This window comes from Rhabdothermincola sp., from assembly GCF_036846205.1.
Classification (GTDB): Bacteria; Actinomycetota; Acidimicrobiia; order Acidimicrobiales; family Acidimicrobilacustridaceae; genus Rhabdothermincola.
The window spans coordinates 1-21,811 of the sequence record NZ_DAIUCK010000010.1 but is presented as its reverse complement, the minus strand read 5'-3'; the positions used below and the strand labels follow the sequence as shown (position 1 = coordinate 21,811).

Genomic DNA, 21,811 nt, shown 5'->3' with positions numbered 1-21,811 from the left:
GGTCGAACCATGGCGCTCGCGCCCGAGCCGGATCAGCGGGCTCGCATCCTCGATGCAGCCCTGCGGCTGATGGCCAGCGGGGGCGCCCACGCCATGAGCATGCGCCGCCTGGCCGCGGAGTGCGGGCTCAACGTCGCGACCCTCTACCACTACTTCCCCTCGAAGGCGGATCTCCTACGGGAGGTCATCGCTCACCAGAGCTACGAGGACCTGCTCGCGCAGACGCCGCCGGTGGACCTGTCCCTACCACCGCGGGAGCGCCTCGCCGCGCTCCTGGAGTGGATCTGGCGCGAGATGGCCACACAGGACGACATGTGGCGGGTGCTTCTGGGTGAGAGCCTGCATGCCGATCCCGCGGCGCTCAGCTCCGCGGCGGAGTTGAGCGCGCTCTTCGAGTCCGCGCTGCATCGGTGGATGCGGGACCTGTTCACCGGCGAGGTCCTCGTCGAAGCTGAGGTGCTGGCTCGGGTGCTGCGGGGCACCATCTACGGGTTCTTCATCGAGAACCTGCCTCTGCCGTACGACGACCGCATGCGGTTCCTCGCCAAACGGGCGAGAGAAGTTGCTGCCGTGCTGCTACCTGCGTGAGCTCCGGGCTGATCGGCGCGCTGGCGATCAATCCGGGAGGCCGGCGGGTCGCGGGGGCTCCTCGGCGAGCAGGCCACACAGGAGGAGCCGCATCATCGCTTCGCCGACCTCCCGGTAGCTGGTCTCGAAGGTGTCGGTGGCGGCCCGGCGGCCGAGGCCGTCCCAGATGATGTCGAGCAGCTCCACGACGGCTCGCGGGTCGAGCTCTGCGGCGAGCGTGCCCTCCGCCTGGGCCTGCTCGACGAGCGGGGAGAACTCGTCCACCACCCAACGGTTGAGACGGGCGATGGCCTGGCGGGCTTCCGGCTCCGCGTTCACCCGGCTGCGGAAGGTCGCCATCGCGATCGTGCCGGTCGGGGCGCTGGTGGCGAGGTCCCGGAGGAAGCCGAGAAGCACCTGTCCGATGGGAACCCCCTCGGCGGCGGCGTGACGGATGCGGTCGATGTCCGAGGCGAGTGCCTCCTCGGCGAGCGCCTCGTAGAGGTGTTCCTTGGTCGGGAAGTAGTTGTAGAAGGTGCCGACCGAGAGCCCGGCCTCCGCAAGCAACTCCCGAGTGGTGAGGTTGCGGTACCCGTTGCGTTCGAGGCAGATGAGGGCGGCGTCCATGATTCGCCGGCGGACGCCTTCCTTGTGCTCGGCTGTGACCTTCGGCATCCACCGCGTCCCTTCGTCAGATGGGCGAGGTCGTTATAGCAGGGCACGCGGCGGGGCGAGCGGGGCTGCGCTCCCCCTTCCGTGCGTACTGTGTGCTGCCATGACGGTGCGTCTCGGGTTCTTCGGTGCAGGCTTCATCGCCCGCCATCACGTGTCCATGCTGCGCCTCGGCCGGGCGGACGCCCAGATCGCGGCGGTGTTCGATCCCAACCGGGAGAAGGGAAGGGCCTGGGCGGCAGAGCACGGCGTGCCACTGGTGGACTCGGAGGAGGCGGTGTTCGACGCGGCTGACGCGGTCTACGTGTGCACGTGGACCTCCGAGCACCCCCGGTTGGTCGCCGAGGCGGCGCGCCGTGGCCTCCCCGTGTTCTGCGAGAAGCCCCTGGCCACCAGCCTGGCTGACGCCGTAGACATGGTCGAGTGCGTTCGGCGGGCAGGAGTGATCAACCAGGTAGGCCTGGTCATGCGGGACTATCCGGGGTTCCTGCTGCTGAAGCGGCTGCTGGCCAGGGACGGCGTCGGTCGCCCGATGGGCTTCGTCTTCCGGGATGACCAGTACATCCCCATTCAGGGCATCTACCAGTCCTCGTGGCGGGCAGACGTAGCCAAGTGTGGAGCGGGGACGTTGTTGGAGCACTCGATCCACGACCTCGACATCCTCGAGTGGCTCTTCGGGCCGGTGGTCAGGGTGAGCGGCCGATCTGCTGAGTTCCATGCCATCGCCGGCATCGACGACGTGGTGGTCGCGACCATCGAGTTCGACAGCGGGCTACTGGGGACCCTGGCCTCCATCTGGCATGACGTGCTCGAGCGCCCGAGTCTTCGTCGGCTCGAGGTGTTCGCTGAGCGGGCCTACTGCGCGCTGGAGGGTGATGTGTTCGGCCCGGTTCGATGGACGGGACCCGACGGGGACTCGGGCCGGGTCCGAGACGAGGAGCTGGTGGCCCGGCTCCACGCCTGGGGTATCCGGCCCCGCAATCCCGACGTGGCGTTCGTCGAGGCGGTGCGTGATGGCACCCCTGCCAGCCCTGACTTCGCGCAGGCGTTGCGCCCCCATCTGCTCACCGAGGCGATCTACCGCTCATGCGCGGAGCGGGGCAAGGCGGTGGAAGTGCCCGCCGGCGTCCCGGGCGTCGACTGGATCTGACCACCTGCCGGAATGGTGGGGGGTCGCGGACTGGCAGGTGGGTCGCGTGTGCTGGCACGCGTTTGACCTGCCGGAATGGTGGGGCGGCGGTACCTAGGCTGGGAGCATGGACCGCTCGACCGAACCGCCTGAGCCGACAGGCGAGCCCCTCCATCGCACACTCGCCGACGTCGAGGCCGGCCTCGACATGCCACTGCAGGAGGCCATGCTCACCCAGCGGGCGGTGCGGCGGGTGCTGCCGGACCCCGTCGATGACGCCATCGTGCTGCGCTGCATCGAGCTGGCCCTCAAGGCCCCCACCGGCTCGAACGGGCAGAACTGGGAGTTCGTGGTGGTGAAAGACCGGGCGACGAAGGCCGCCATCGGTGCCCGGTACCGGCAGGCCTGGACCCTCTATGGGGGCGTGGGCCGCTTGGTGACCAGGAACGACGAGTCGATGCAGAAGGTCCTTCGGGCCGTGCAGTGGCAGGTTGAGCACTTCGAGGAAATCCCTACGGTCGTCGTCGCCTGTCTCCGAGGCGCCCGAGTCCCCCTCGTGCCGATGCCTCCTCTGGCCCAGACCTCCTATTACGGGTCCATCTACCCGAGTGTGCAGAACCTGCTTCTCGCGGCACGGGCCATGGGGCTCGGCGCATCCCTGATCACCCTGCCGCTGTGGAGTGTCACCGCTATTCGGTTGCTGCTGGGCCTGCCCATCACGGTGATGCCCTGTTGCCTGGTGCCGCTCGGTTGGCCTCGCGGGCGCTATGGGCCGACCACTCGCAAGTCCGTCGGCGAGGTGGTCCACCTCGACCGCTTCGGCAACCAACCGTGGCGGCCGACCTGACCTGGCCTGACGTGGCACGAGCCGGAGGAGCGACGATCCGCCGTGGGGCCGGGAGCGTCCCGGGTCAGGTAGCCGGCATCACCACGACCTTGCCGGTAGTGCGGCGGGCGGTCAGCGCCTCAAGTGCGGCTCGCGCTCCCTCCAGGGGGACCACCTCGGAGATCAAGGGGGCGATCAGGCCCTTCCGGCAGAGGGCGACCAGCTCATCGTGCGCAGCCCGGACCAGTTCAGGTCGCCGAGAACGGTACCCTCCCCAGTTCAGCCCCAGCACGGAGTAGTTCTTCACCATGACGTGGTTCGTGCGGGCGTCGGCATAGTGGCCGCCCGCCGCGCCGATCACCAGGATCCGCCCCTCCCAGGCGATGCACTTGGTGGACCGGAGGAAGGTCTCGCCACCGACCGGGTCGAAGATCACATCGGCTCCACGGCCGTCGGTGTGCTCGAGGGTGGCCTCGACGAAATCCTCACCGGTGGTGTCCACCACCAGGTCAGCTCCGAGCTCGAGACACACGGCGCCCTTGGCGGTACCGCCCGCGGTGGCGATCACCGTCGCTCCTGCGGCTTTGCCGAGCTGGATGGCGGCAGAGCCGACGCCACCGGCACCCGCGTGCACGAGCAGCGTCTCGCCCGCCTCCAGGCGAGCTCGCCGGTGGAGTGCGAACCAGCCCGTCTGGTAGGTCACGTGCATCGCCGCCGCGGTGAGCGCCGGTAGATCGTCCGGGATCAGGAACACGTCGGTCGAACGGGCCAGGCATCGCTCCGCCAGCCCGCCATGGGGCAGCAGCGGCGATCCCGCGACCCGCTCCCCGGGCGCGTGCGAGGCCTCAGGGCCGGTGGCGACCACCGTGCCCGCGACCTCCAGGCCCGGCGTGAGCGGGAGACCCGGGCGCTCCTGGTAGGTGCCTCGGCAGAGCAGGTCGTCGGCGAAGTTGAGCGCGCACGCCTCGACGGCGATCTCGACCTGGTCGCCGGTCGGCGCAGGCAGGTCGACGCCGGTCTCCAGCGTCAAGACCGCCATGGGATCGCCGTGTTGGTGGACGCGCCATGCTCGCATCAGAGGGTCACCCCGGAGCGCCGTCGAGGAAGCCGAGGAGACCGGAGGGACGGTGCTCGTTGATGACCAGCTGCTCGAGCACCCCGACGCCCACCTGTTCACCGTCGGTGGCCCGCACGAGTTGCTGCACGTGGAGGTTCGTGACGTCGAGCGGATCGAGGTCCGCCACCACCCAGGACTCGGCCCCGGTGACCAGCTCACCCTTCCAGGTGCCATGACCCCACTCGGGGTTGAGGTAGCCCAGCCCCCGCATCTGAAAGGTCAGCACGGGGGTGAGCTCGATGCGGCGGACCGCGCCGCTCCAGCTCTCGAGCGTGAGCGCCGCGGCGCGCGCCCGGCGGGTGCCGGGCTGCCAGTCGATCGACCAGTCGAGCGATCGCATCGGCTCCACCACCCCCTGGTCGCAGGGGTCGGCAGTGGCCGGGTCGGTGAGGGTCGGGAGGGTGACGGCGGTCTGGTGCCACCGGCGCCCGTCGGCCTCCTCGTTGACGTCGACGTGCACCAGGTGGTCGTCGAAGTTGAGCGGCGCCCACAGCCAGAAGAACTGGGGGAGCGTGTGCGCCGGCGCGCCACCAGGTGGCTCGCCCACCGGGCGAACCCCCCACGAACGGTCGCGGCAGCCGAGGAAACGGGCCGGGTCGACCTCGATGGTCTCGCCGTCCACGGTGAACGAGCCCAGCCAGGTGCCGAACTGGGTGAGGCGGGTGTAGTCGAACACGACGGAGGAGCCGGAGTGCATCAGGAAGTGGGGTTCCTGCACGGCGACGGACCGGGCCCGGAACTCCAGCTGCGCGGTGATCCCGAGCTCGCCGGCTTCGACGAGGACTCGAAGCCGCCGCATCGGCTCGACAACCTCGACCTTCAGGGGACCGATCTCGGTTCTCGTGCGATCTGCCGGGAGCCGTCCGGAGGCGTACACCGAACGCTGCACGCCTTCCCGGACCACGCTGAAGGCACCGTCGATCACCTGCCGGTTCGGGTACAGGCCAAGGGCCGCGCCGAACATGACCTGACCGTCGCGGTCATAGCCGTTGAAGAAGAACCGGTCGTAGGTGTTGCGGTCCCCGGAGAGGGGATGCGCGAGGGGCTGGGGGGTCTGGTGGACCGGGTAGTCGTCGAAGGGGATGAGCACGAGCCCCGATCCTAGGTGCGCAAGCCGACCAGCCCGTCCCGGATGACGGCGTGGCCTTGCTGGTTCCACACCTCGAAACTGATCCAGCGCTCGTCGGGTCTGCGGAGGTGGACCGTCACTTCGGAGGGCATCGTGACCATCGCGCCGAAGCGCCCGGCGACCCGGTGGACCGAGGTCGGATCGTCATCCGCGCTGGACCGGATGATGGTGCTGACTGCGAGCGCGAGGGTGGCCGTGCCGTGAAGGATCGGCCCGGGCAGCCCTGCCCGCTCGGCCACCGCCACGTCGGTGTGGATGGGGTTCCAGATTCGGCTGCACTCGGTGTAGACGTGAGCTGCGGTGGCGCTGATCGCCCGGGTGAGCACCTGCGTCGGTCTCTCCCGAGGCTCCAGCCCGGGAAGCTCCGTCGGGGGCTCGGCGCAGCGGCGAGCCGGTGGGGTACCGCTGACCGAGACACCGAGGAAGAGCGAGCCCATCCTCGTCGTGCAGACCGGGGCGCCGGAGGAATCGACCGTGTCGAGACGGAGGACCTGGTAGGCACCCGGACGGCGGACCTCGATGAGCTCCACGGTGGCGGTGGTGGTGAGCAGGTCGCCGGCACGCACCGGGCGGTGGAGCACCAGGTCGTGGGTGGCATGGACCCCTCGCGCCGCTTCCTCCCGGGTCAGGATCGCCGGGTCGGCGAGCCGGCGGGCGGCGGCGACCGCGGCCCACTCGATGCACACCGGGAACAGAGGGTGGGCCAGTACCGGCCCTCGTCTCGTATCGAAGTAGCGGTCGTCCAGGTCTTCGAGCGCAGCCGCGTAGGCCATGGTCCACCGCGCGTCGACGGCCTGGGTGATGGGCTCGGTCGATGCGCCGATCAGCTCCAGCGGGAGTGGCATCCGGGGGAGCTTCGCGCGGTGCGGGCGATGCCGCCCGCTTCAGGAAGCCCGGACCGGCTCGAAGCGGTCGACCCGCACCACGGCCGCGTCGGACTCGTCCGTGCGCGGCGGGGGTCGCCACTCCTGCCGGCTGCCCGTGTCGGCGAGGAGCTGGGAGATCACGGCCGGTGGCTGCGGCTCGCTGAAATACCAGCCCTGGGCGAGATCACAGTTGAGCGAGCGGAGGTGCAGCATCTGCTCCTCGGTCTCGACGCCTTCTGCCACGGTCACGATGCCGAGCGCCTTGGCCATGCCGATCACGTGCTCGACGATGGTGGTGTCCTCTCGAGACCTGCCGATCCCGTGAACGAAGGAGCGGTCGATGCTGAGCAGGTCGAGGCTGAAGCGGCGGAGGAAGCTGAGTGATGAGTACCCGGTGCCGAAGTCGTCGAGCGCCAGGCTGACCCCGAGTGCCTTCGCGTCACGGAGCGTGGCCCATGCGGCGTCGACGTCGTGGAGCAGGCCGGTCTCGTTCACCTCCAGGCAGATGCGGTCCGGATCGGCGCGGCTGGCCTCGAGCGACTCGCGCAGGTGGGCCACGAACGTTGCCTGAGCGAGCTGCCGAGCTGAGATGTTGACCTTGATGTTCAGCGCTGGTCGATCGGGGTGAGCGTCCTGCCAGGCGCGGGACTGCCGGCACACCTCCTCGAGGATCCAGCTGCCGACCGGCACGATCAGCCCGGTCTCCTCGAGTGCAGGCATGAACTCCTCGGCGCCCGTGACCCCGCGGACCGGGTCGTGCCAGCGCAAGAGGGCCTCCACCCCTACCAGACGCTTGGTCCACAGGGACACGATCGGCTGGTAGTACAGGCGAAACTCGCCGTTCTCGATGGCGGTGCGCAGGCGACGCTCGGCAGTCGCCGGGGTGAGCTGCTCCCGCATGGAACGGTCGAACAGCGCATAGGACCCCGGACCCTGCCGGCGAGCTTGGTGCATCGCCGCGTCGGCATCGCTGAGCACCTCGTCGGCGCGGGAGGGGCGATCCTCGGTGATGGCGACGCCCACACAGGCGGTGATCCGGATGTGGTCGCCGTCGAGCGCGAAGGGCGCTTCCACTGCCTGGATGATCCTGGTGGCCAAACGTTCCGCGGAGCCGGCGTTGGTGAGGTCGGGGCAGAGGAACACGAATTCGTCGCCCGCGTAGCGCACCACCACGTCCTCGGGGCCGGCGACCCGGCGGAAGCGGTCGGCGATGGACGTGAGCAGCTCATCACCGACCTCGTGGCCGTACATCTCGTTGATCCTCTTCACCCCTTCGAGATCGACGAACAGCACGCCGACCCGCCGATGCTGGCGGCGAGCCAGGGCGAGCATGTCGTCGAAGGGCTCGCCCAGGAACCGGCGGTTGGGGAGGTCGGTCAGGGGATCGTGAGTGGCGAGGTGGTCGAGCTGGGCGGCCGCCCTCGCCGCGTCCCGGTACCGGCGGGCCGCGTAGAGCGTCGCCCCGACCGGGGTGAGGATCAGGATGGCCATGATGCCCGAGAGGCCCCGGCCGGACAGACCTCCTGCCCACTCCAGCACGGGGTCGGCCGCATCGGTGAGGACCGCAGCGCACGCGAGCAACACCCCGACCGAGACGATCCACGCCAGGTCACGCCCCGCGCGCCCGTCCGGACCGAAGGCATCGGCGAGCTGGCGGGCTTGCTCCTGCTCTCTGTCGACCATGCTGCTACGTCGCCCCTCCTGCGCGGCCGCGAGATCCTCACCTGAGGCCGCTCCACCACCATCAGCATCGGCTTCACCCGGCCGGTGCTTGAACAGGCCGGACGACCTAGCTCGAATCCCGGGGACGCGGCGCCGGCGGCCCCGTGCGGGGCGGCACCAGTCTGCCACGGAGCCGGCCGCGGGCGTCGGCGGTGAGCGGCAGCTGCTCCTGGACCGGCAGGCCGGACCCGGCCATCAGCTCCGCCACCAGTGAGGCCGCCTCCGGCCAGGTGCGGGCCCTCGGCCCGTCAAGGTGGCGGTTGTAGGGCTGGTCGAAGACGATCACCGTGCCTCCGGTCTCCCGCAGGGCCAGGATGTTGTGAGGGGCGTCGTCGATATACACATCGGCTTCCACCTGGGGCTTGTGACCGAGGAAGCACAGGTCCCGGTACGGGATGCCGTGCTCGTCCAGCCAGGCGACCGTGTCGCCCACCGCCACGGCATGCCCCCAGTTCGTGTAGAGGCGGTGGGTGATGAGCCGGATCCACACCCCGGCGTCGGAGAGTCGCCACAACGCCTCCGCGCAGCCTGGGATTACCGGCATGGTGCGGAACATGCGGTGCTCGAGCACGCCGATCCGGTGCAGCCGCTCGAACTCCTCGCCACTCAATCCCCATTCACCGAAGTCCCAGGATCGCTGCTCGACCAGTGAGTCGGGATCGACACCGCGCTCGGCGGCCACCACCCGGCGAAACGCCTCGCTGTGGTCGCCACACACCCCGTCGATGTCCACCCCGAGGACGAAGTCGCCCGATCTCATGGCGCGGCGGGACCCCAGTGGCGGTCAGCCCGGGTGGACGTCGAGGAAGTCCAGCGTGGCATCGATGAACGAGAAGCTCTTCGGCGTGGCGAAGTGGTCGACCCCGGGCAGGGACACGAACGTCGAGTTCGGGAGGCGGTCGAGCAACGGCTCCGCCGGCCCGGCGAAGTCCCGGTCGCCGAGCACCACCAACACCGGGCAGGTGATGCGCGCCAGGCTGTCATCGGTGAGGGGACGGTGACCCGGCCGGCGCAGGTAGGCCACCAGCGCGGCGGGGTCGGTGTCGGGTGCTTCGGCGAGCCCTCGGAAGTACTGCGCGATCGGGTTGGTCGGGTGCTCGCGCCCCTCGATCGCCGCTGCGATCACCTCGGGATCGTCGTCGCGGAACAGGTTGGCGCCCACCCCCGCCAGGACGAGCCGTTGGAACCGCTCGGGCTCCTCGGACGCGATGGAGAGCAGGACCCGGGCACCGAGTGAGAAACCGACGGCATCGAGGGGCCCGGGCGGCAGCGCAGCGGCGAGGGTCGGTTCGAGCGCGTCGTAGGCCGCGGGATCGTGGGGCCGAGGAGCCGAACCATGGCCGAGCAGGTCGGGCGCGATGACCTCCCGCCCGGCATCTTGCAGCAGGTCGATCCACCCGTTGTCGCGCCAGGTCCGCGCCGCGGAGGTGGCGAACCCGTGGACCAGGACGACCGGGGCGAAGCGGTTCACGGGCCGGAGACTAGCGGCGCTCGGATCCGGCACCGCCGCTGGAGGAGCTCGGCCGCAGACCTCAGGAGCACGCCGGTGACGCAGCAGGGGGGATCCGGCCGCGGGTGCGCTGCCAGAGCCCGGACACCCCGTCACGGGTCAGGTCGGCCACGGCCGCCTGCCCGGCCGGGGTGAGGTGCAGGCCATCCTCGGTGCGGATCCGCACGAGGGAGCCGTCCGCCGCCGGCAGGTCCCAGACGAAGCGACCATCGGGGCCCGACATGACCCGCCAGTCGATCAGCCCGACACCGGGATCGCAGCGGGCGATACGGCGGTAGAGATCGTTGGCCACGTCGATGCGGGCCTCGATGGGCCCGTAGTAGCCGTTGGTCTGCGCGGGAGGGGCGAGCACCCAGGCCACGGGACGACCGCCCTGGCGAGCGCGGGCGGTGAGCACGCGGGCCAGCCGGTCCCACTCGGCCCAGGACTCGGGAGTGTCTGGCTCGATGATCCGGCCGTCCGGCGCGTGGTAGAGCTCCCGCTGCCAGGGTGATCCCCAACCGCAGCACGATTCGAGCACCACGAGGTCGGGGTCGTAGGCGTCGATCGCTCGGTCGAGCTCTGCCTGCCACGCGCCGTCGTTCTTCATGAGGTGCTGGCCTGGGCCGCCGATGGCCAGGCTGTCGATCCCCAGCGCAGCGAGGCGGTCGCGGATGCTCGGGTAGCTCTGGTGGAGCAGGGAGTCGCCGAGGATGAGCACCCGCTCGAGCGGCGGCGGTGGGTCGGCGAGACCGTCGAGGGTCGAACCCGCCGCTCCACCGTCGGCCTGCTCGCCGTCTGCCAGGGAGGAGTTGAGCAGCAAGCCGGGGTTGGAGGTGGCGACGGCCCGCCGGGCGGCCGCACCGTCGAGCATGCTCGTGCCGGCGAGGAGGATCGCGACCGTGGCCGCCAAGGCCCCCGCGAGCAGGAGGCGGTGGCGGACGGCAGGGAGCCGTCCCTGCCGGATGGGCTGTTCGACCAGCAGGTAGGAACCGATGGCGATCGTCAACGTGGCCCCGATGCGGATCCCGGCCAGCGCCCACCCGTCGACGCCCACCCGCTCGGGGGTGAGCCAGGCGAACAGCGGCCAGTGGAACAGGTAGACGCCGTAGCTGATGAGGCCCAGGCCGGCGAGCGGCCGCCACGCCAGCAGCCTGGCCAGTGGGCCGTCGTCGAGCGCGGCGACGATCAGGGCCACCGAGAGGACGGCGACCACCCAGAAGCCACCGCGATAGAGCCAGCGTTGCTCGACCCCGCCGAGCAGCATCGCCCCGGCCAGCGCGGCGAGCGCGGCGGGACCGAGCACGTGCCGCCACCACCGCCCGCGCAGGAACAGGGGCACCGCGAAGCCGGCACCGATCGCCAGCAGCACGCCGGCGAGCAGCTCGAAGGCCCGGGTGTCGCTGCCGAAGTACACGCGGGCGGTGTCGCCGCCTCCCGAGAGCCGCCAGGTGGCGAGCATCGAGCCCAGCGCGGCGGCCCCGAACGTGAGTGCCCAGGCCCGGGCCCGGCGAGCGTGCCTGGCCAGGACGAAGGCCACGATCGCGACGACCACGTAGAACTGCTCTTCGATGGCGAGCGACCAGAAGTGCAGCACCGGCGACGGCTCCTGGAACCCCGCGCCGTAGGGATCCCCGTTGAGGATGAACCGCCAGTTCGCCACGTAGGCCAGCGCACCGAGGACGTCACCTCGGAGGTTGCTGAGCAGGTGCGGATCGTTGCTCCCCGCGCAGATCGCCAGGACGAGCAGCAGGGTGAGCAGTGCGGCCGGGAGCAGTCGCCGGAAGCGGCGAGCCCAGAAGGCCCGGAGGTCGATGCGACCCCGCCGGCGCCACTCGGCGAGGAGCAGGTTGGTGATCAGGAAGCCGGAGAGGGTGAAGAACAGCGAGACGCCGAGGAACCCCCCGGGGAGCCATCCGGGCTCGAGGTGGTAGATGACCACCGCGGCGACCGCCAGACCCCGGAGACCGTCGAGTGCGGGCCGATGGGGCAGCGTACGGTCCCCGCGTCCGCCCGGATGGGGGCGCACCTCGATGTCCGCGGGCGAAGCGGAAGTGAGGCCCGAGGAAGGCTGTCTCAGCAGGGTGCCGGGACGAATGTCGAGCGCCACCGCTCAGCCCCTCCGGCGACGTGATCGAGAGGCCCTGGCCCGCTGCAACAGCGGTGAATAGCGGACGATGCAGTAGAGGGCCCGCACACCGTCGCGCCAGCCGATCTTCTTGCCCTCCTCGTAGGTGCGACCGCTGTAGGAGATGCCGATCTCGTAGACCCGCCAGCCGCCGGCAGCCACCTTCGCCGTGAGCTCGGGCTCGATCCCGAAGCGGTCCTCCTCGAGGGTGAAGCTCTCGAGGACCTCCCGGCGGAAGACCTTGTAACACGTCTCCATGTCCGTGAGGTTCAGGTTGGTGAACATGTTGGAGACGGTGGTCAGCAGCCGATTCCCCACGGAATGCCAGAAGTAGAGCACCCGGTGGGGCCGGCCTGACAGGAACCGTGAGCCGTAGACGACATCGGCCTTGTCCGCGAGCAGCGGGGCCAGGAGATCGAGGTACTCCGCCGGGTCGTACTCGAGGTCCGCATCCTGGATGATCACGAACGGAGCCTGGGCCTCCGCGAAGCCCCGCCGCAGCGCCGCTCCCTTGCCCTGGTTCACGGGTTGGAAGATCACCCGCACGTTCGGCTCGTCGAGCTTCTCGAGGAGCTCGCGAGTCCCGTCGGTCGAACAGTCGTCGACCACGATGACCTCCCGGGTGCATGGCGAAGCCAGCACGCGATGGATCACCTCCTGGATGGTGGTCACCTCGTTGAAGCACGGGATCACCACCGAGAGGCATGGAGCCGGGTCGGGCAGCGGATGATCGTCCATCGTGGTCAACTGATGGTAGGCGCTGGGCTGCCTGGCACCCCAGGAGCCGGCCGCCGATCGCGGGATTCGCGAGTGGCCTGCCGGCGCAGGGTGACCTCCCGCACCGCTTCGGCCAGGAGCAACAGGACGGCCACCACACCGAGCACGTGCACCCGCTCGAACTGCACCGGCCAGATGAAGTCGGGCACGTGCCGGTGCCGGACCTGGCTGGTGACGATGTAGAGGTAGGCGACTGCGAGGCAGCCCACGCCACCCAGCGCGAGCCAGCCGCCTCCGCGGGGCGCCCGGAAGGCCACGAAGGTGGCGGCACCCACGGCGAGGGACAGGGTGGGGATCCAACCCGCGAAGGACAAGGTGGCGAGGCTGACCACGGTGAGCAGGATCGCTCCCGCGATCGAGGCTCGGCTGGAGAGCCGGTCGGGCGCCTGGGTCCAGGGGAGCTCGAAGCGGGGATCCAGCGACTCGTCGTCGTCGACGATGGCTCGCCGGTCGCGCGGCGGACGGCGACCGGCGAACGCCAGGACCAGCGTGGCCAGCACCGCCAGGGCCGACAGCCCGAGGAAGAACCAGATGACCCGCTGTGGTGTCCACTCGACGGTGATTCGCACCGTCTGCGCCCCGCCGGGATCGACCAGCCAGCCGTTCGCATACCCGTCGATGAGCTGTGGCGGGCCGAGATCGCGGCCGTCGACGGTGGCCCGCCATCCCGCGTTCCAGGACTGGCCCACCGAGAGCCAGAAGGGGCTGCCGCCGGCGTCGACCTCCACCTCGAACGACACCGGTCCCGAGGACACCGTGCGGGTCGGAGGCCCCGGGGGGATCGCACCAGGCGCGGTCACCGTCGGTGCGGGCGCGCCGCCAGCGTCGGAGGCGAACGCGAGGCGATCGAGGTCGATGCCGCTCACCCGCCCCGGGCTCGAGCGCACGATGTGGTCCCCCGCATCGAGCCTGACCACCGGGTCGCCGCCGCAGGGCGTGACGGTGAGTGCCTTGCGGGCGAGGGCGTCTGCGGTGGAGCCGGTGATGCGGAGAGGGACGGGTTGGCCGTCGACGGTGAGCAGATCCGTTCGGCAGCCGGTGTCGACGCGATCGGGCAGTGGTGCCCGCTGGACGCCGGGTATGCCGAGCTCCGCGACGGCCACCGGCATCGTGATCAGGGTGTTCGAGTACCAGTCGATGGTCTCGACGGGGCGGACCTGCGCGATGCGGAACGAGAACGCCCGGCCGGTGACCGGCTCGGGGAGCTCGACCCGCGCCCTGGCCACCGCGCCGGGTTCCGTGCTGTCCTCGATGGGCGGGAGATCGAGGACGACCGGTTGCTCCGAGCCGTCGACCCGCAACTCGATCCGGGTCGGCACCGAATGCCGGCCGTCCGCGACCACCCGGAGATCCAGATGGTCGAAAGTGACCGGCTCGCCGAGCTCGACATCGAGCTCCTGACCCTCCGGCTGCAGGAAGGGTGTGGCCCAGTGGGTGGTCTCGTCCCCGTCGATGGCCGCGGACGCGCGCCGGGCGAGGCTGCCGGGGAGTCGCTGGCTGGAGCGGGCCGTGATCCCTCCCTGGGAAGCGTCCGGGAGCCCGAGCAGGCGGTCGATGCCGTCGTCGCTCAGGTCCGCGGACACCCGCGCTTGGGCGGCGAGGGAGAAGCTGCGACCCGTCGGCAGCCGGATGGCTCGGGCGAGCGCGGGCTCCTCGTCCGTGCGGACGGGTTCGGAGGGGTTGGAACGCAAGCGGGTGAACAGCAGGGTGAGCCGGTGATCGAGCGACGAGGACCCCGCCCGCTGCAGGAGATCGTCGGGGGGGCGCACGACCTCGTCGACCCGGACCCCGGGGAGGCCCACCTCGGCGAAACCGACACCGCTGATGCCGTCGTATCGGGGTCGTTTCGGGATGTTCGTCCGACGCACCTCGATGGAGAGCTCGCGGAAGGTGCGCTCGGGGAAGGACACCACCTGGCCAGGGAGTTGCCGCGAGCGGTCGTCCAGGGTCACATCCACCGGGTTGCCGCCGTCGAAGCGCAGCCGGGCCTCGGTGATCCAGCGGTTGCGAACCAGGTTGATCGGCTGGAGCAGGGTGACCTCGCCGGTGGTGATCGGATGGTCCAGGCTGATCGTGAGTCGCTGCCCGATGGGATCGTCGACGGCGCCCACCCGCCACGCGGTGTAGGGGTCTCCGTCGAGCGCGTTGGCGGCACGGTCGTTCGGGGTGTAGGTGACAGGATTGCCGTAGTCGGTGGCGGTGGCCACCGCGCCGCCGCGTTGCTCGCTCACGGTGTACGCGTCGTCTCCGGCACCGGGGAACAGGTCGAGCCGCTGGTCACCGGGGTCGTACCTGAGCGGTCGCTCGCCTGCCCGCTCCGTGTAGCCGGTGGTCTCCCGCAGCGTTCCCCAGCGCCGAGCCCGCTTGCGGTTGGTGTCGGTGACCAGCAGGTCGGCGCCCTGGCCGTAGATGCGTTCGAACCCGGCATCGTCGTCGGCGAAGGACCCGCTGTAGAAGATCGCCTGGTTCAGGTCCAGGAGCCCGATGCTCGCGGCATCGACGAGGCCGTCGCCGTCGCCGGCGACGAGCAGCGGGCGACCGGGGCGGTGGGAGCGGATCATCGCCAGCGCGCCCTCGACGGGGAAGACCGCCACCGGAGGCGGGTACGGCAGGTGATCGACCGCGTCGAGCTCGATCTCGTCCACCATCGGTTGCTCCGGTCCCGCGATGTTCGGGAGGTGTGGCCCGAACTCGATCGGGGGACCGAGACCGGCCGCGCTCCTGAGCAACTCCCAGGTCTGGCGGGGGCGAGCCGTGCGGTATCGCTCGAACTGGAGATCGGCGCGGTAGCTGATGTCACCCGCGCCGATCAGCTTCGCGAACGTCGAGACGGCCTGCGGATCGAGGTCGCTCTCGTGCAATCGGCGATCGAAGGCGTTCACCAGGTTCGCCGACGGCGGCGACCCCCACTGGAACAGCTCGCGGGCCACGTAGCCACGGTCGGTGAGCCCGGGTGTGATCGGGTCGACCGTGTTGCCCCACCGGTAGCTGGCGAAGTCGGAGCCGGGCAGCTCGAGGATGCGGGTGTCGTGGCTCTGGGCATCGAGGTAGGCGATGGCGTCGAGCCAGTACTCGGGGATCTGCTCGGGTCGCTTGAGGTTGGCGGCCACCATCTCGCGGGTCCACAGAGTGGGGAGGTTGCCGGCGATCAGCAACGCGACCAGGACGGTGATCGGGGTGGCCAGGCGGGGCAGGCGCCGGCCAATGGCCGCCACGCCGGCTCCGAGGAACAGGGCGGACGCCAGCACGACGAGGGGCACGGCCCGGGGGGTGCTGCGCATGCCGAGGCCGACATCGGTGCGGACGAAGGACTTGAAGACCGACCCGAGCGGCGAGGGCTCCTCCCAGGGATGGCTCCCGACGGCGATGAGCGTCCCGGCCACGAGCAGCACCAGGAAGTAGGCGCGGTAGCGCCACCGCACCAGCGCGGCACTGGCCAGTGCCAGGAGGGGCAGGAGGTAGCTGAGCGCGAGGATCGGCACCCGCTGGGTGAACGTCGCACTCGGCTCGATCCACGGACCGAGCTTGTCGTTGCCGTAGAAGAACCAGTAGCCGAGGCCACGCAGCACTTCCGGCGCGGTGGAGACCTCCGCCACGGTCTTGTAGGTCTCGGTGTACCGCAGCACGGGGAGTCCGTAGCGGCCCTGGGCCCACAGGCCCGCCATCCACCACGTGGAGGTGAGCAGGGTGAGCAGCCCGATGCGGGCCACCGCCCTGACCGCGTCCCGCATCGGGACCTCGCGCTCCAGCCAGACGGCGTGCACCACCCACAGCAGCGGCCCCACGCCGACCAGGATGAGCGCGGTCGCGTTGATGCCCCCGACCGTGAGCACGACCAGCGCGAACCACGCGGGATACCGCCAGCCACCGTGCTTGAGGGCCTTCGCGGTGAGGGCGATGAGCCAGGGGAGTGCGGCCCACGGCAGGAGGATGACCGAGATGCGGGCCGCGTACTCGAGCAGGTAGGGGCTCATCATGTAGGCCAGCGACGCCACGAGGACCGCGCCGGGCCGGTCCGCGAAGCCGTGCGCGCCCAAGGTGCGGATGAGGTACCGCACTCCGAGCGCCGCGGCGAACATCACCGAACCGAGCCACAGCCGCTGCGCCACCCAGTCCGGCACCCCGAGCTGGTCGAACACCCAGTAGAAGGGTCCCATCGGCCACAGGTAGCCGATGTTCTGGTGGGTGACGGTGCCCAAGCCGATCTGGCTGTCCCAGATGTAGGGGGCGCTGCGGAGGAGCTTGCCGGGATCGAGGTACAGGTAGGTCTTGGTGTCCGCGCCGACCTCACCTGGCCGGGTCAGCAGCAAGGGGACGTAGGCGATCAGGGCAGCAATCGCGACGGCCCACCAGTCCCGGAGCCGAGAGGTCGCCGGGCTGGCTGGCGGTCGCTCAGCGGTGGCGCCCTCCGTCCGGCGACCGGCAGCCGGCGAGATCGACCTCACCGGTCGCGACCGCGGCGGCGGGCGCGGCGGCGGATCGCGTCTTCGGCGAGCGGGGTGAAGACCCCGAGAGCGGTGGCGTCCCAGGTGTAGCGGTCGGCATGCTTGCGGGCTCCTTCGGAGAGCCGAACCCGCAGGTCATGGTCGGTGAGTACCGCGCGCAGCTTGGCGACGAAGTCCCGATCGGAGTCGGCCAACAGGCCGCTTTCGTCCTCGGCGACCGAGTCGAGGTGGCCGGCGATGCGGGTCGCGACTGCCGGGGTGCCGCACGCGGCAGCTTCGGTGAGCGTCATGCCCCACCCTTCCGCGATGGACGCGGAGGCCACCACCCAGGCCCGCCGGTAGAGCGCGAGGAGCTCGTCGTCGGACAGCCGGCCCACCAGGTGCACCCAGCCGGTCGCATCGAGGTCGCTCACGAGCTGTTCCAGGCGGTCGCGCTCGTAGCCGTCGCCGACGATGACCAGCTCGAGCTCTGGCACCGAGTGCCGGACCTCGGCGGCGATGCGGATCAGCGCGTCGAATCCCTTGGACGGCATGAGCCGGCCGACGCTCACGACCAGAGGGCTCCGGCTCCTTTCCCCTCCCGGGCTGAAGCGAGGATTGATGCCCGGTGGCACGACTCGCACCAGCTCCGGTCGGAAGTGCATCTGCTCGATGAGCTCGCGGCGGGACGACTCCGAGAGCGTGACGATGGGGGTGCGCCGGTAGATCGGTGGCAGGATTCGCAGTTCGAGCATCTCACCGAGACGGGCGAGCCGCTCCTCGAGCACCAGCCGCCACATGTCCCGGTGCACGTGGTGGATGAGGCAGATCCGTGGGCCCCGTGCCCAGAGCGGAGTCAGGAACGGCACCCCGTTCCAGATCTCGACCAAGCCGTCTCGTGGCCCGTGGAGCCCACGGAGCTCTGCCACCACCGCAGCAGGGAAGATCATGTAGCGCCCCCGGCGACGGATCACCCGGTATCCGTCGCGGGTGCCGGTGGGGGGGCTGCCCTGCGCGTAGGAGGTTCGCATGGTGACCTCCAGTCCGGCCGCTGCCCAGCGCCGGGCGACCTCGGCAGCGTGCAACTCGGAGCCGCCCGCCTCGACGTCCGCGAGATCCCGCCACGCCAGGATGTGCACACGCTGGAGTCCCGCCGCGGCGGCCAGCCGAGCGATCGCGGCCGAGCACGACGCGCTGGGTGGTTCGGACGGGGCAGGGGCCGGCGTGGTGATCGCGATGCCTCCGAGGCAGGGCTGACGATGGGCTGCGGCGGCGCCGTCGGGCCGCCACCGGACCTGCTCCGCCTGGGAGAAGGCCGCATCGGATCGTAGTGGAGAGGGTCGAGACCCCAGTGTCACCGGAAGCGTCGCCGGCCCTTGCGGAGCGCGGCACCCAGCCCGGCGGTCGCGTCCGCAGATCGCTCGAGAGTCAGCACCGCTCGGGAGGATCGTCCGTCGTCACGGGGCCACGCTGCGCCCGCAACATGGCGATCTCCTCGGCCAGGGCGCGGGTGCGTTCATCGAGCCGGCTCACCTCGCGCGAGAACTCCACGCTGGTCAGGAAGAGGAACCCGGTCGCGACCAGCAGGAACAGCGCAGGCGGGTAGTCGATCCCCACCCAGCGGGACACCCGGTCGAGCAGCCCGGGGAACAGAGCGAGCAGGGCGAGCGAGGTACCGGCCGCCGTCCAGAGCAGGGCGTACTTGCTGCGCAGCTGCCGGCGCCGGAGGAGCCGGACGATGAACACGATCGTGATCAGCGTGCCCACGCCGATGAAGACGTGGGCGGTCCTGGACAGGCCGCCCGGCGCGATCTGGGCGAGCAGCGGTGGCATGTCGATCACCCTGGCGCGGCCGAAGGCACCCGGTGGCGTCGCGACGAGCTCGCGGCCAGCACGAACAGGAGCCGGAGGTAGTGGTAGAGCAGGCGGAGGTTGCGGTGCGAGGGCAGGCCGGCTTGCCGCTCGCGCATGCGCACCGGCACCTCCTCGACCCGGAAGCCGTTCGCGCAGGCGAGCAGGAGGGCCTCCACCGATTCCATGTACTCGGCTGGGTACGTGGTGGCGAAGAAGTGGAGCATGGCCGGCGAGAACGCTCGGAACCCCGAGCTGGTATCGGTGAAGCGGCGGCCCGAGAGCTGGCGGATGACGAAGCGCAACAGGGCCATGGCCCGAGCCCGGACCCGACCGACCTCGTAGGAACTGACCGTGCTCGCGAAGCGGCTCCCGATGACGAGATCGGCGCCAGCGTCGAGCTCACGCAGCAGCGTGCCGATCTCCGCCGCGTCGTGCTGCCCGTCAGCGTCGAACTGCACGGCTCGCTGGTAGCCGGCGCGGACCGCGTAGCGGAACCCGGTGCGCAGCGCCCCGCCGATCCCGAGGTTGAACGGCAACGGCAGCACCGTCGCTCCATGGGCCAGCGCGACCTGAGCGGTGCTATCCGTCGAGCCGTCGTCGACCACCACGACGTCGAGGTCGGCGCGGCAGGCGAGCAGCTCGTCGAGGACCGATCCGAGGGATGCTTCCTCGTTGTACGCGGGCACGATAACGAGCGTGCGTCCAGCCGTCGGTGTCGGCTCGGCGGGCATCGTCATCGCGCCTCGGCCGCCGCTAGGAAGGCACCCGGTTGACCGGATGGTCGTCGGCGAAGGCCGAACGGGGTATCACCGGCGCGTCGCGACCGGTGCCACCACGGGCTGGACCGCTCGACGACCGCTCCTCGTGGTACTCCTCCTCGACGTTCACCGCCCAGATGTCGTGGTGAGCGCCGTCGACGATGTTCTCGACGGTGAGCATCGCCGTGAGCATCGAGTGGTCCTGGTTGTTGTACTTGTGCATGCCGTTGCGTCCGACCGGATGGACGTTCGGTGCGTGCTGCTCGAGCCAACGTCGGAGGGTCTCGACGTTCGCCCTGTAGGTCTCGTCGTACATCGGGTACGCCTTCGGCATCCGCACGACGTAGCCCGCCTCGACCGATGAGGCGTCGACCAGGCCGAGCTGTTGCAGCTCGCGCTTGGCCATCTCGACGAGTTGCTCGTCCGGCGCGGTCCAGGTCTCGTCGCCCTCGAAGACGAAGTACTCGAGCCCCAGACAGGTGCGACCGTCCTTCACCAGGTACGGAGACCATGCCCCGAAGTTCTGGATGCGACCGACCTTGACCTCGGGGGAGTGGATGTAGATCCAGTTGTCGGGGAAGCCGGCTTCCTCGGGTACCACCAGCGCGACGGTGAGGAAGTCCCGGAACCGCAGGTCGTCAGCCGCGCGCCGCACCTCGGTCGGGACGGGTGGGTCCATGGCGGTCAGCAGCGATGAGAAAGGCATGGACGAGATCACGTGGTCCGCGGGGTACCGGGTGCTCACGCCGTCGGATTCCGCGACGACGGCGACGGCGCGGCCACGGTCGTGCTCGATCCTGGTCACCCGGGTGTTCATCACCACCTTCGTCCCCGCGGCCTCGACCAGATCGCGGCAACGCTCCCACATCATCCCGGGGCCGTATTTCGGGTACTGGAACTCCTCGATCAGGCTGGTGATCTCCTTCTGGTTCCTCCTGGGGAGGAGGGCGTTGAGGATCGCGTTGAACAGTGAGAGGTTCTTGATGCGTTGCGCGGCCCAGTCCGCGGGCATGCTGCTGACCGGTACACCCCACACCTTCTCGGTGTAGGTCTTGAAGAAGGTCCGGTAGAGCCGCCAGCCGAAGCGGGCCACCAGCCAGCCCTCATAGTTGGTCTGGTCCTTCGGCGGCCGCAGCCGCGCCCACAGGTAGCTCGCGACGCACCGGATCGCTTCCACCACCCCCAGGTTCCGCAGGGCGTTACCCGCCCTGAGCGGGTAGTCGAAGTACTTGCCGTCGTAGTAGATGCGGCTCATCCGGGGCCGCACGAGGAACTCGTCGTCCGAGAGGATCTCGTGCCAGAGATCCTCCACCCGCTGGACCTTGGTGAAGAAGCGGTGCCCGCCGATGTCGAAACGCCAGCCGTCCCGCTCGGCCGTGCGGCTGATCCCGCCCACCACCGAGTCGGCCTCCAGCACCGTGCAGCTGATCCCGCGCCTGGCCAGCTCGTAGGCCGCGGTCAGGCCGGCGGGCCCGGCGCCGATGACCACCACGGTGGGCTGACCGTCGGAGCTGGCGGGCGGGATGGTCTCGGGGGTTGCAGGCATGGTCGATCGGGTCCCGAACGGGACCCGGTGAGCGTAGCCAACCGGTCGCGCACCGATGGGCATCCGTTCGGTGGAGCCGGTCAGTGGACGGAATGGGTGCGAGCGAACTCGATCAGCATCGGGCCGAGCCACTCGGCGGCGGCCATGCCCGAGGCCTCGCTCCAGTGGATGCCGTCGGGACGTTCGGCGAGGTCGAGCTCTCCTTGCGGCCGGGCCCGCATGATCGCCTGCAGATCGAGCACCCGCCCGCCGGGGCGGGTGGGCACCACTTCCCGCACGATGTCGTTCAGCCGGTCCATGCGGGCCGGGTCGTTCTCGGGAAACGGACCGGGCAGGCCTTCCTTGATCCCGGCCTTGATGTGGGGATGGGTCATCCACACGACGGTGGCCCCGTTGGCCGCCAGCACGTCGGTGGCTTCGGCGATCTCGCGCGCCAGGTAGGCGTCGTAGACCGGATCACCGGGGGCCCGCCACTCGGTGTCACCGGGCAGGCGGCGGTCGACCACGTCCCACGTGCCGACCATCACGGCGACGACGTGCGGGCGTAGACCCTTGGTGTCCGCGGTGAAGCGATCGACCCAGTTGTCGCACTCGGGCAGCGTGGAGCGCTCCTTGCCGACGTACCGCAGCTCCCCACCGCGGGTGATGCCACAGCCCAGCTTGCCGGCGTTGAAGACCGACAACGGATCTCCCTGGCGGGCCCAGAAGAGGATGCCGACCCCCAGCGTGAAGGCCCCGGAGTCACCCTCGATCAGCAGGCGCGGCCGCTCGCCGGGCCGTAGCGGCACCGGGAGGGCACCCTGAGGC

At 70.3% G+C, this 21,811-nt stretch carries 18 protein-coding genes; 3 read left to right on the top strand and 15 right to left on the bottom strand.

What is annotated here, in order from left to right; genetic code table 11:
- Positions 1-9 precede the first annotated feature (9 nt).
- Positions 10-588, top strand: coding sequence for a TetR/AcrR family transcriptional regulator (locus V7004_RS02820; protein ID WP_334141962.1), 579 nt, complete (start codon positions 10-12; stop codon positions 586-588).
- Positions 589-615: 27 nt separating this feature from the next.
- Here V7004_RS02820 and V7004_RS02815 read toward each other — a convergent pair whose 3' ends face one another.
- Positions 616-1,242: a TetR/AcrR family transcriptional regulator gene (locus tag V7004_RS02815; protein ID WP_334141961.1), complete on the bottom strand. Its 627-nt coding sequence runs from the start codon at positions 1,240-1,242 to the stop codon at positions 616-618.
- Between the two features lie 100 nt (positions 1,243-1,342).
- Between V7004_RS02815 and V7004_RS02810 the strand changes: the two genes are divergently transcribed.
- Both V7004_RS02810 and V7004_RS02805 read left to right on the top strand, forming a co-directional pair.
- Entirely contained in the window at positions 1,343-2,389 is a 1,047-nt protein-coding gene (locus tag V7004_RS02810; RefSeq protein WP_334141960.1) for a Gfo/Idh/MocA family oxidoreductase, read from the top strand.
- A 187-nt stretch (positions 2,390-2,576) separates the two neighbouring features.
- The gene (locus tag V7004_RS02805) at positions 2,577-3,215 is read left to right on the top strand and encodes a nitroreductase family protein (RefSeq protein WP_442967996.1); all 639 of its coding nucleotides are present in this window, start codon (positions 2,577-2,579) and stop codon (positions 3,213-3,215) included.
- Between the two features lie 64 nt (positions 3,216-3,279).
- On the opposite strand, the gene V7004_RS02800 is transcribed toward V7004_RS02805, so the two are convergent.
- The 14 genes from V7004_RS02800 to V7004_RS02735 form a co-directional block, all read right to left on the bottom strand.
- Positions 3,280-4,269, bottom strand: a complete 990-nt coding sequence (locus V7004_RS02800) for an NADPH:quinone oxidoreductase family protein (protein ID WP_442967994.1) — start codon at positions 4,267-4,269, stop codon at positions 3,280-3,282.
- 7 nt (positions 4,270-4,276) lie between these two features.
- Positions 4,277-5,401 carry a hypothetical protein gene (locus V7004_RS02795; protein ID WP_334141957.1) on the bottom strand — a complete coding sequence of 375 codons (1,125 nt, stop codon included), beginning with the start codon at positions 5,399-5,401 and terminating at the stop codon, positions 4,277-4,279.
- A gap of 11 nt (positions 5,402-5,412) precedes the next feature.
- Positions 5,413-6,285 (bottom strand): MaoC/PaaZ C-terminal domain-containing protein, encoded by an 873-nt coding sequence (locus tag V7004_RS02790; protein WP_334141955.1) that lies wholly within the window; start codon positions 6,283-6,285, stop codon positions 5,413-5,415.
- A gap of 39 nt (positions 6,286-6,324) precedes the next feature.
- A complete protein-coding gene (locus V7004_RS02785; RefSeq protein WP_334141953.1) occupies positions 6,325-7,989 on the bottom strand; it encodes a putative bifunctional diguanylate cyclase/phosphodiesterase in 1,665 nt (554 codons plus the stop codon).
- 106 nt (positions 7,990-8,095) lie between these two features.
- Positions 8,096-8,788, bottom strand: a complete 693-nt coding sequence (locus V7004_RS02780; RefSeq protein ID WP_334141949.1) for a 5' nucleotidase, NT5C type — start codon at positions 8,786-8,788, stop codon at positions 8,096-8,098.
- Positions 8,789-8,812: 24 nt separating this feature from the next.
- Positions 8,813-9,499, bottom strand: a complete 687-nt coding sequence (locus V7004_RS02775) for an alpha/beta fold hydrolase (protein WP_334141945.1) — start codon at positions 9,497-9,499, stop codon at positions 8,813-8,815.
- Between the two features lie 61 nt (positions 9,500-9,560).
- Positions 9,561-11,546, bottom strand: coding sequence for an acyltransferase family protein (locus V7004_RS02770; protein ID WP_334141943.1), 1,986 nt, complete (start codon positions 11,544-11,546; stop codon positions 9,561-9,563).
- An 84-nt stretch (positions 11,547-11,630) separates the two neighbouring features.
- Positions 11,631-12,383 carry a glycosyltransferase family 2 protein gene (locus V7004_RS02765; protein WP_334141941.1) on the bottom strand — a complete coding sequence of 251 codons (753 nt, stop codon included), beginning with the start codon at positions 12,381-12,383 and terminating at the stop codon, positions 11,631-11,633.
- Positions 12,384-12,388: 5 nt separating this feature from the next.
- Positions 12,389-16,732 carry an alpha-(1->3)-arabinofuranosyltransferase domain-containing protein gene (locus V7004_RS02760; protein ID WP_334141939.1) on the bottom strand — a complete coding sequence of 1,448 codons (4,344 nt, stop codon included), beginning with the start codon at positions 16,730-16,732 and terminating at the stop codon, positions 12,389-12,391.
- A gap of 131 nt (positions 16,733-16,863) precedes the next feature.
- Entirely contained in the window at positions 16,864-17,985 is a 1,122-nt protein-coding gene (locus tag V7004_RS02755; RefSeq protein ID WP_334141937.1) for a glycosyltransferase family 4 protein, read from the bottom strand.
- A 289-nt stretch (positions 17,986-18,274) separates the two neighbouring features.
- Entirely contained in the window at positions 18,275-18,679 is a 405-nt protein-coding gene (locus V7004_RS02750; RefSeq protein WP_334141935.1) for a DUF2304 domain-containing protein, read from the bottom strand.
- 5 nt (positions 18,680-18,684) lie between these two features.
- Positions 18,685-19,386, bottom strand: coding sequence for a glycosyltransferase family 2 protein (locus V7004_RS02745; RefSeq protein WP_442967993.1), 702 nt, complete (start codon positions 19,384-19,386; stop codon positions 18,685-18,687).
- 67 nt (positions 19,387-19,453) lie between these two features.
- Positions 19,454-21,004, bottom strand: coding sequence for an NAD(P)/FAD-dependent oxidoreductase (locus V7004_RS02740; RefSeq protein ID WP_334141930.1), 1,551 nt, complete (start codon positions 21,002-21,004; stop codon positions 19,454-19,456).
- Between the two features lie 80 nt (positions 21,005-21,084).
- A partial coding sequence (locus tag V7004_RS02735) for an SGNH/GDSL hydrolase family protein (RefSeq protein WP_334141927.1) occupies positions 21,085-21,811 on the bottom strand: 727 nt, incomplete at its 5' end.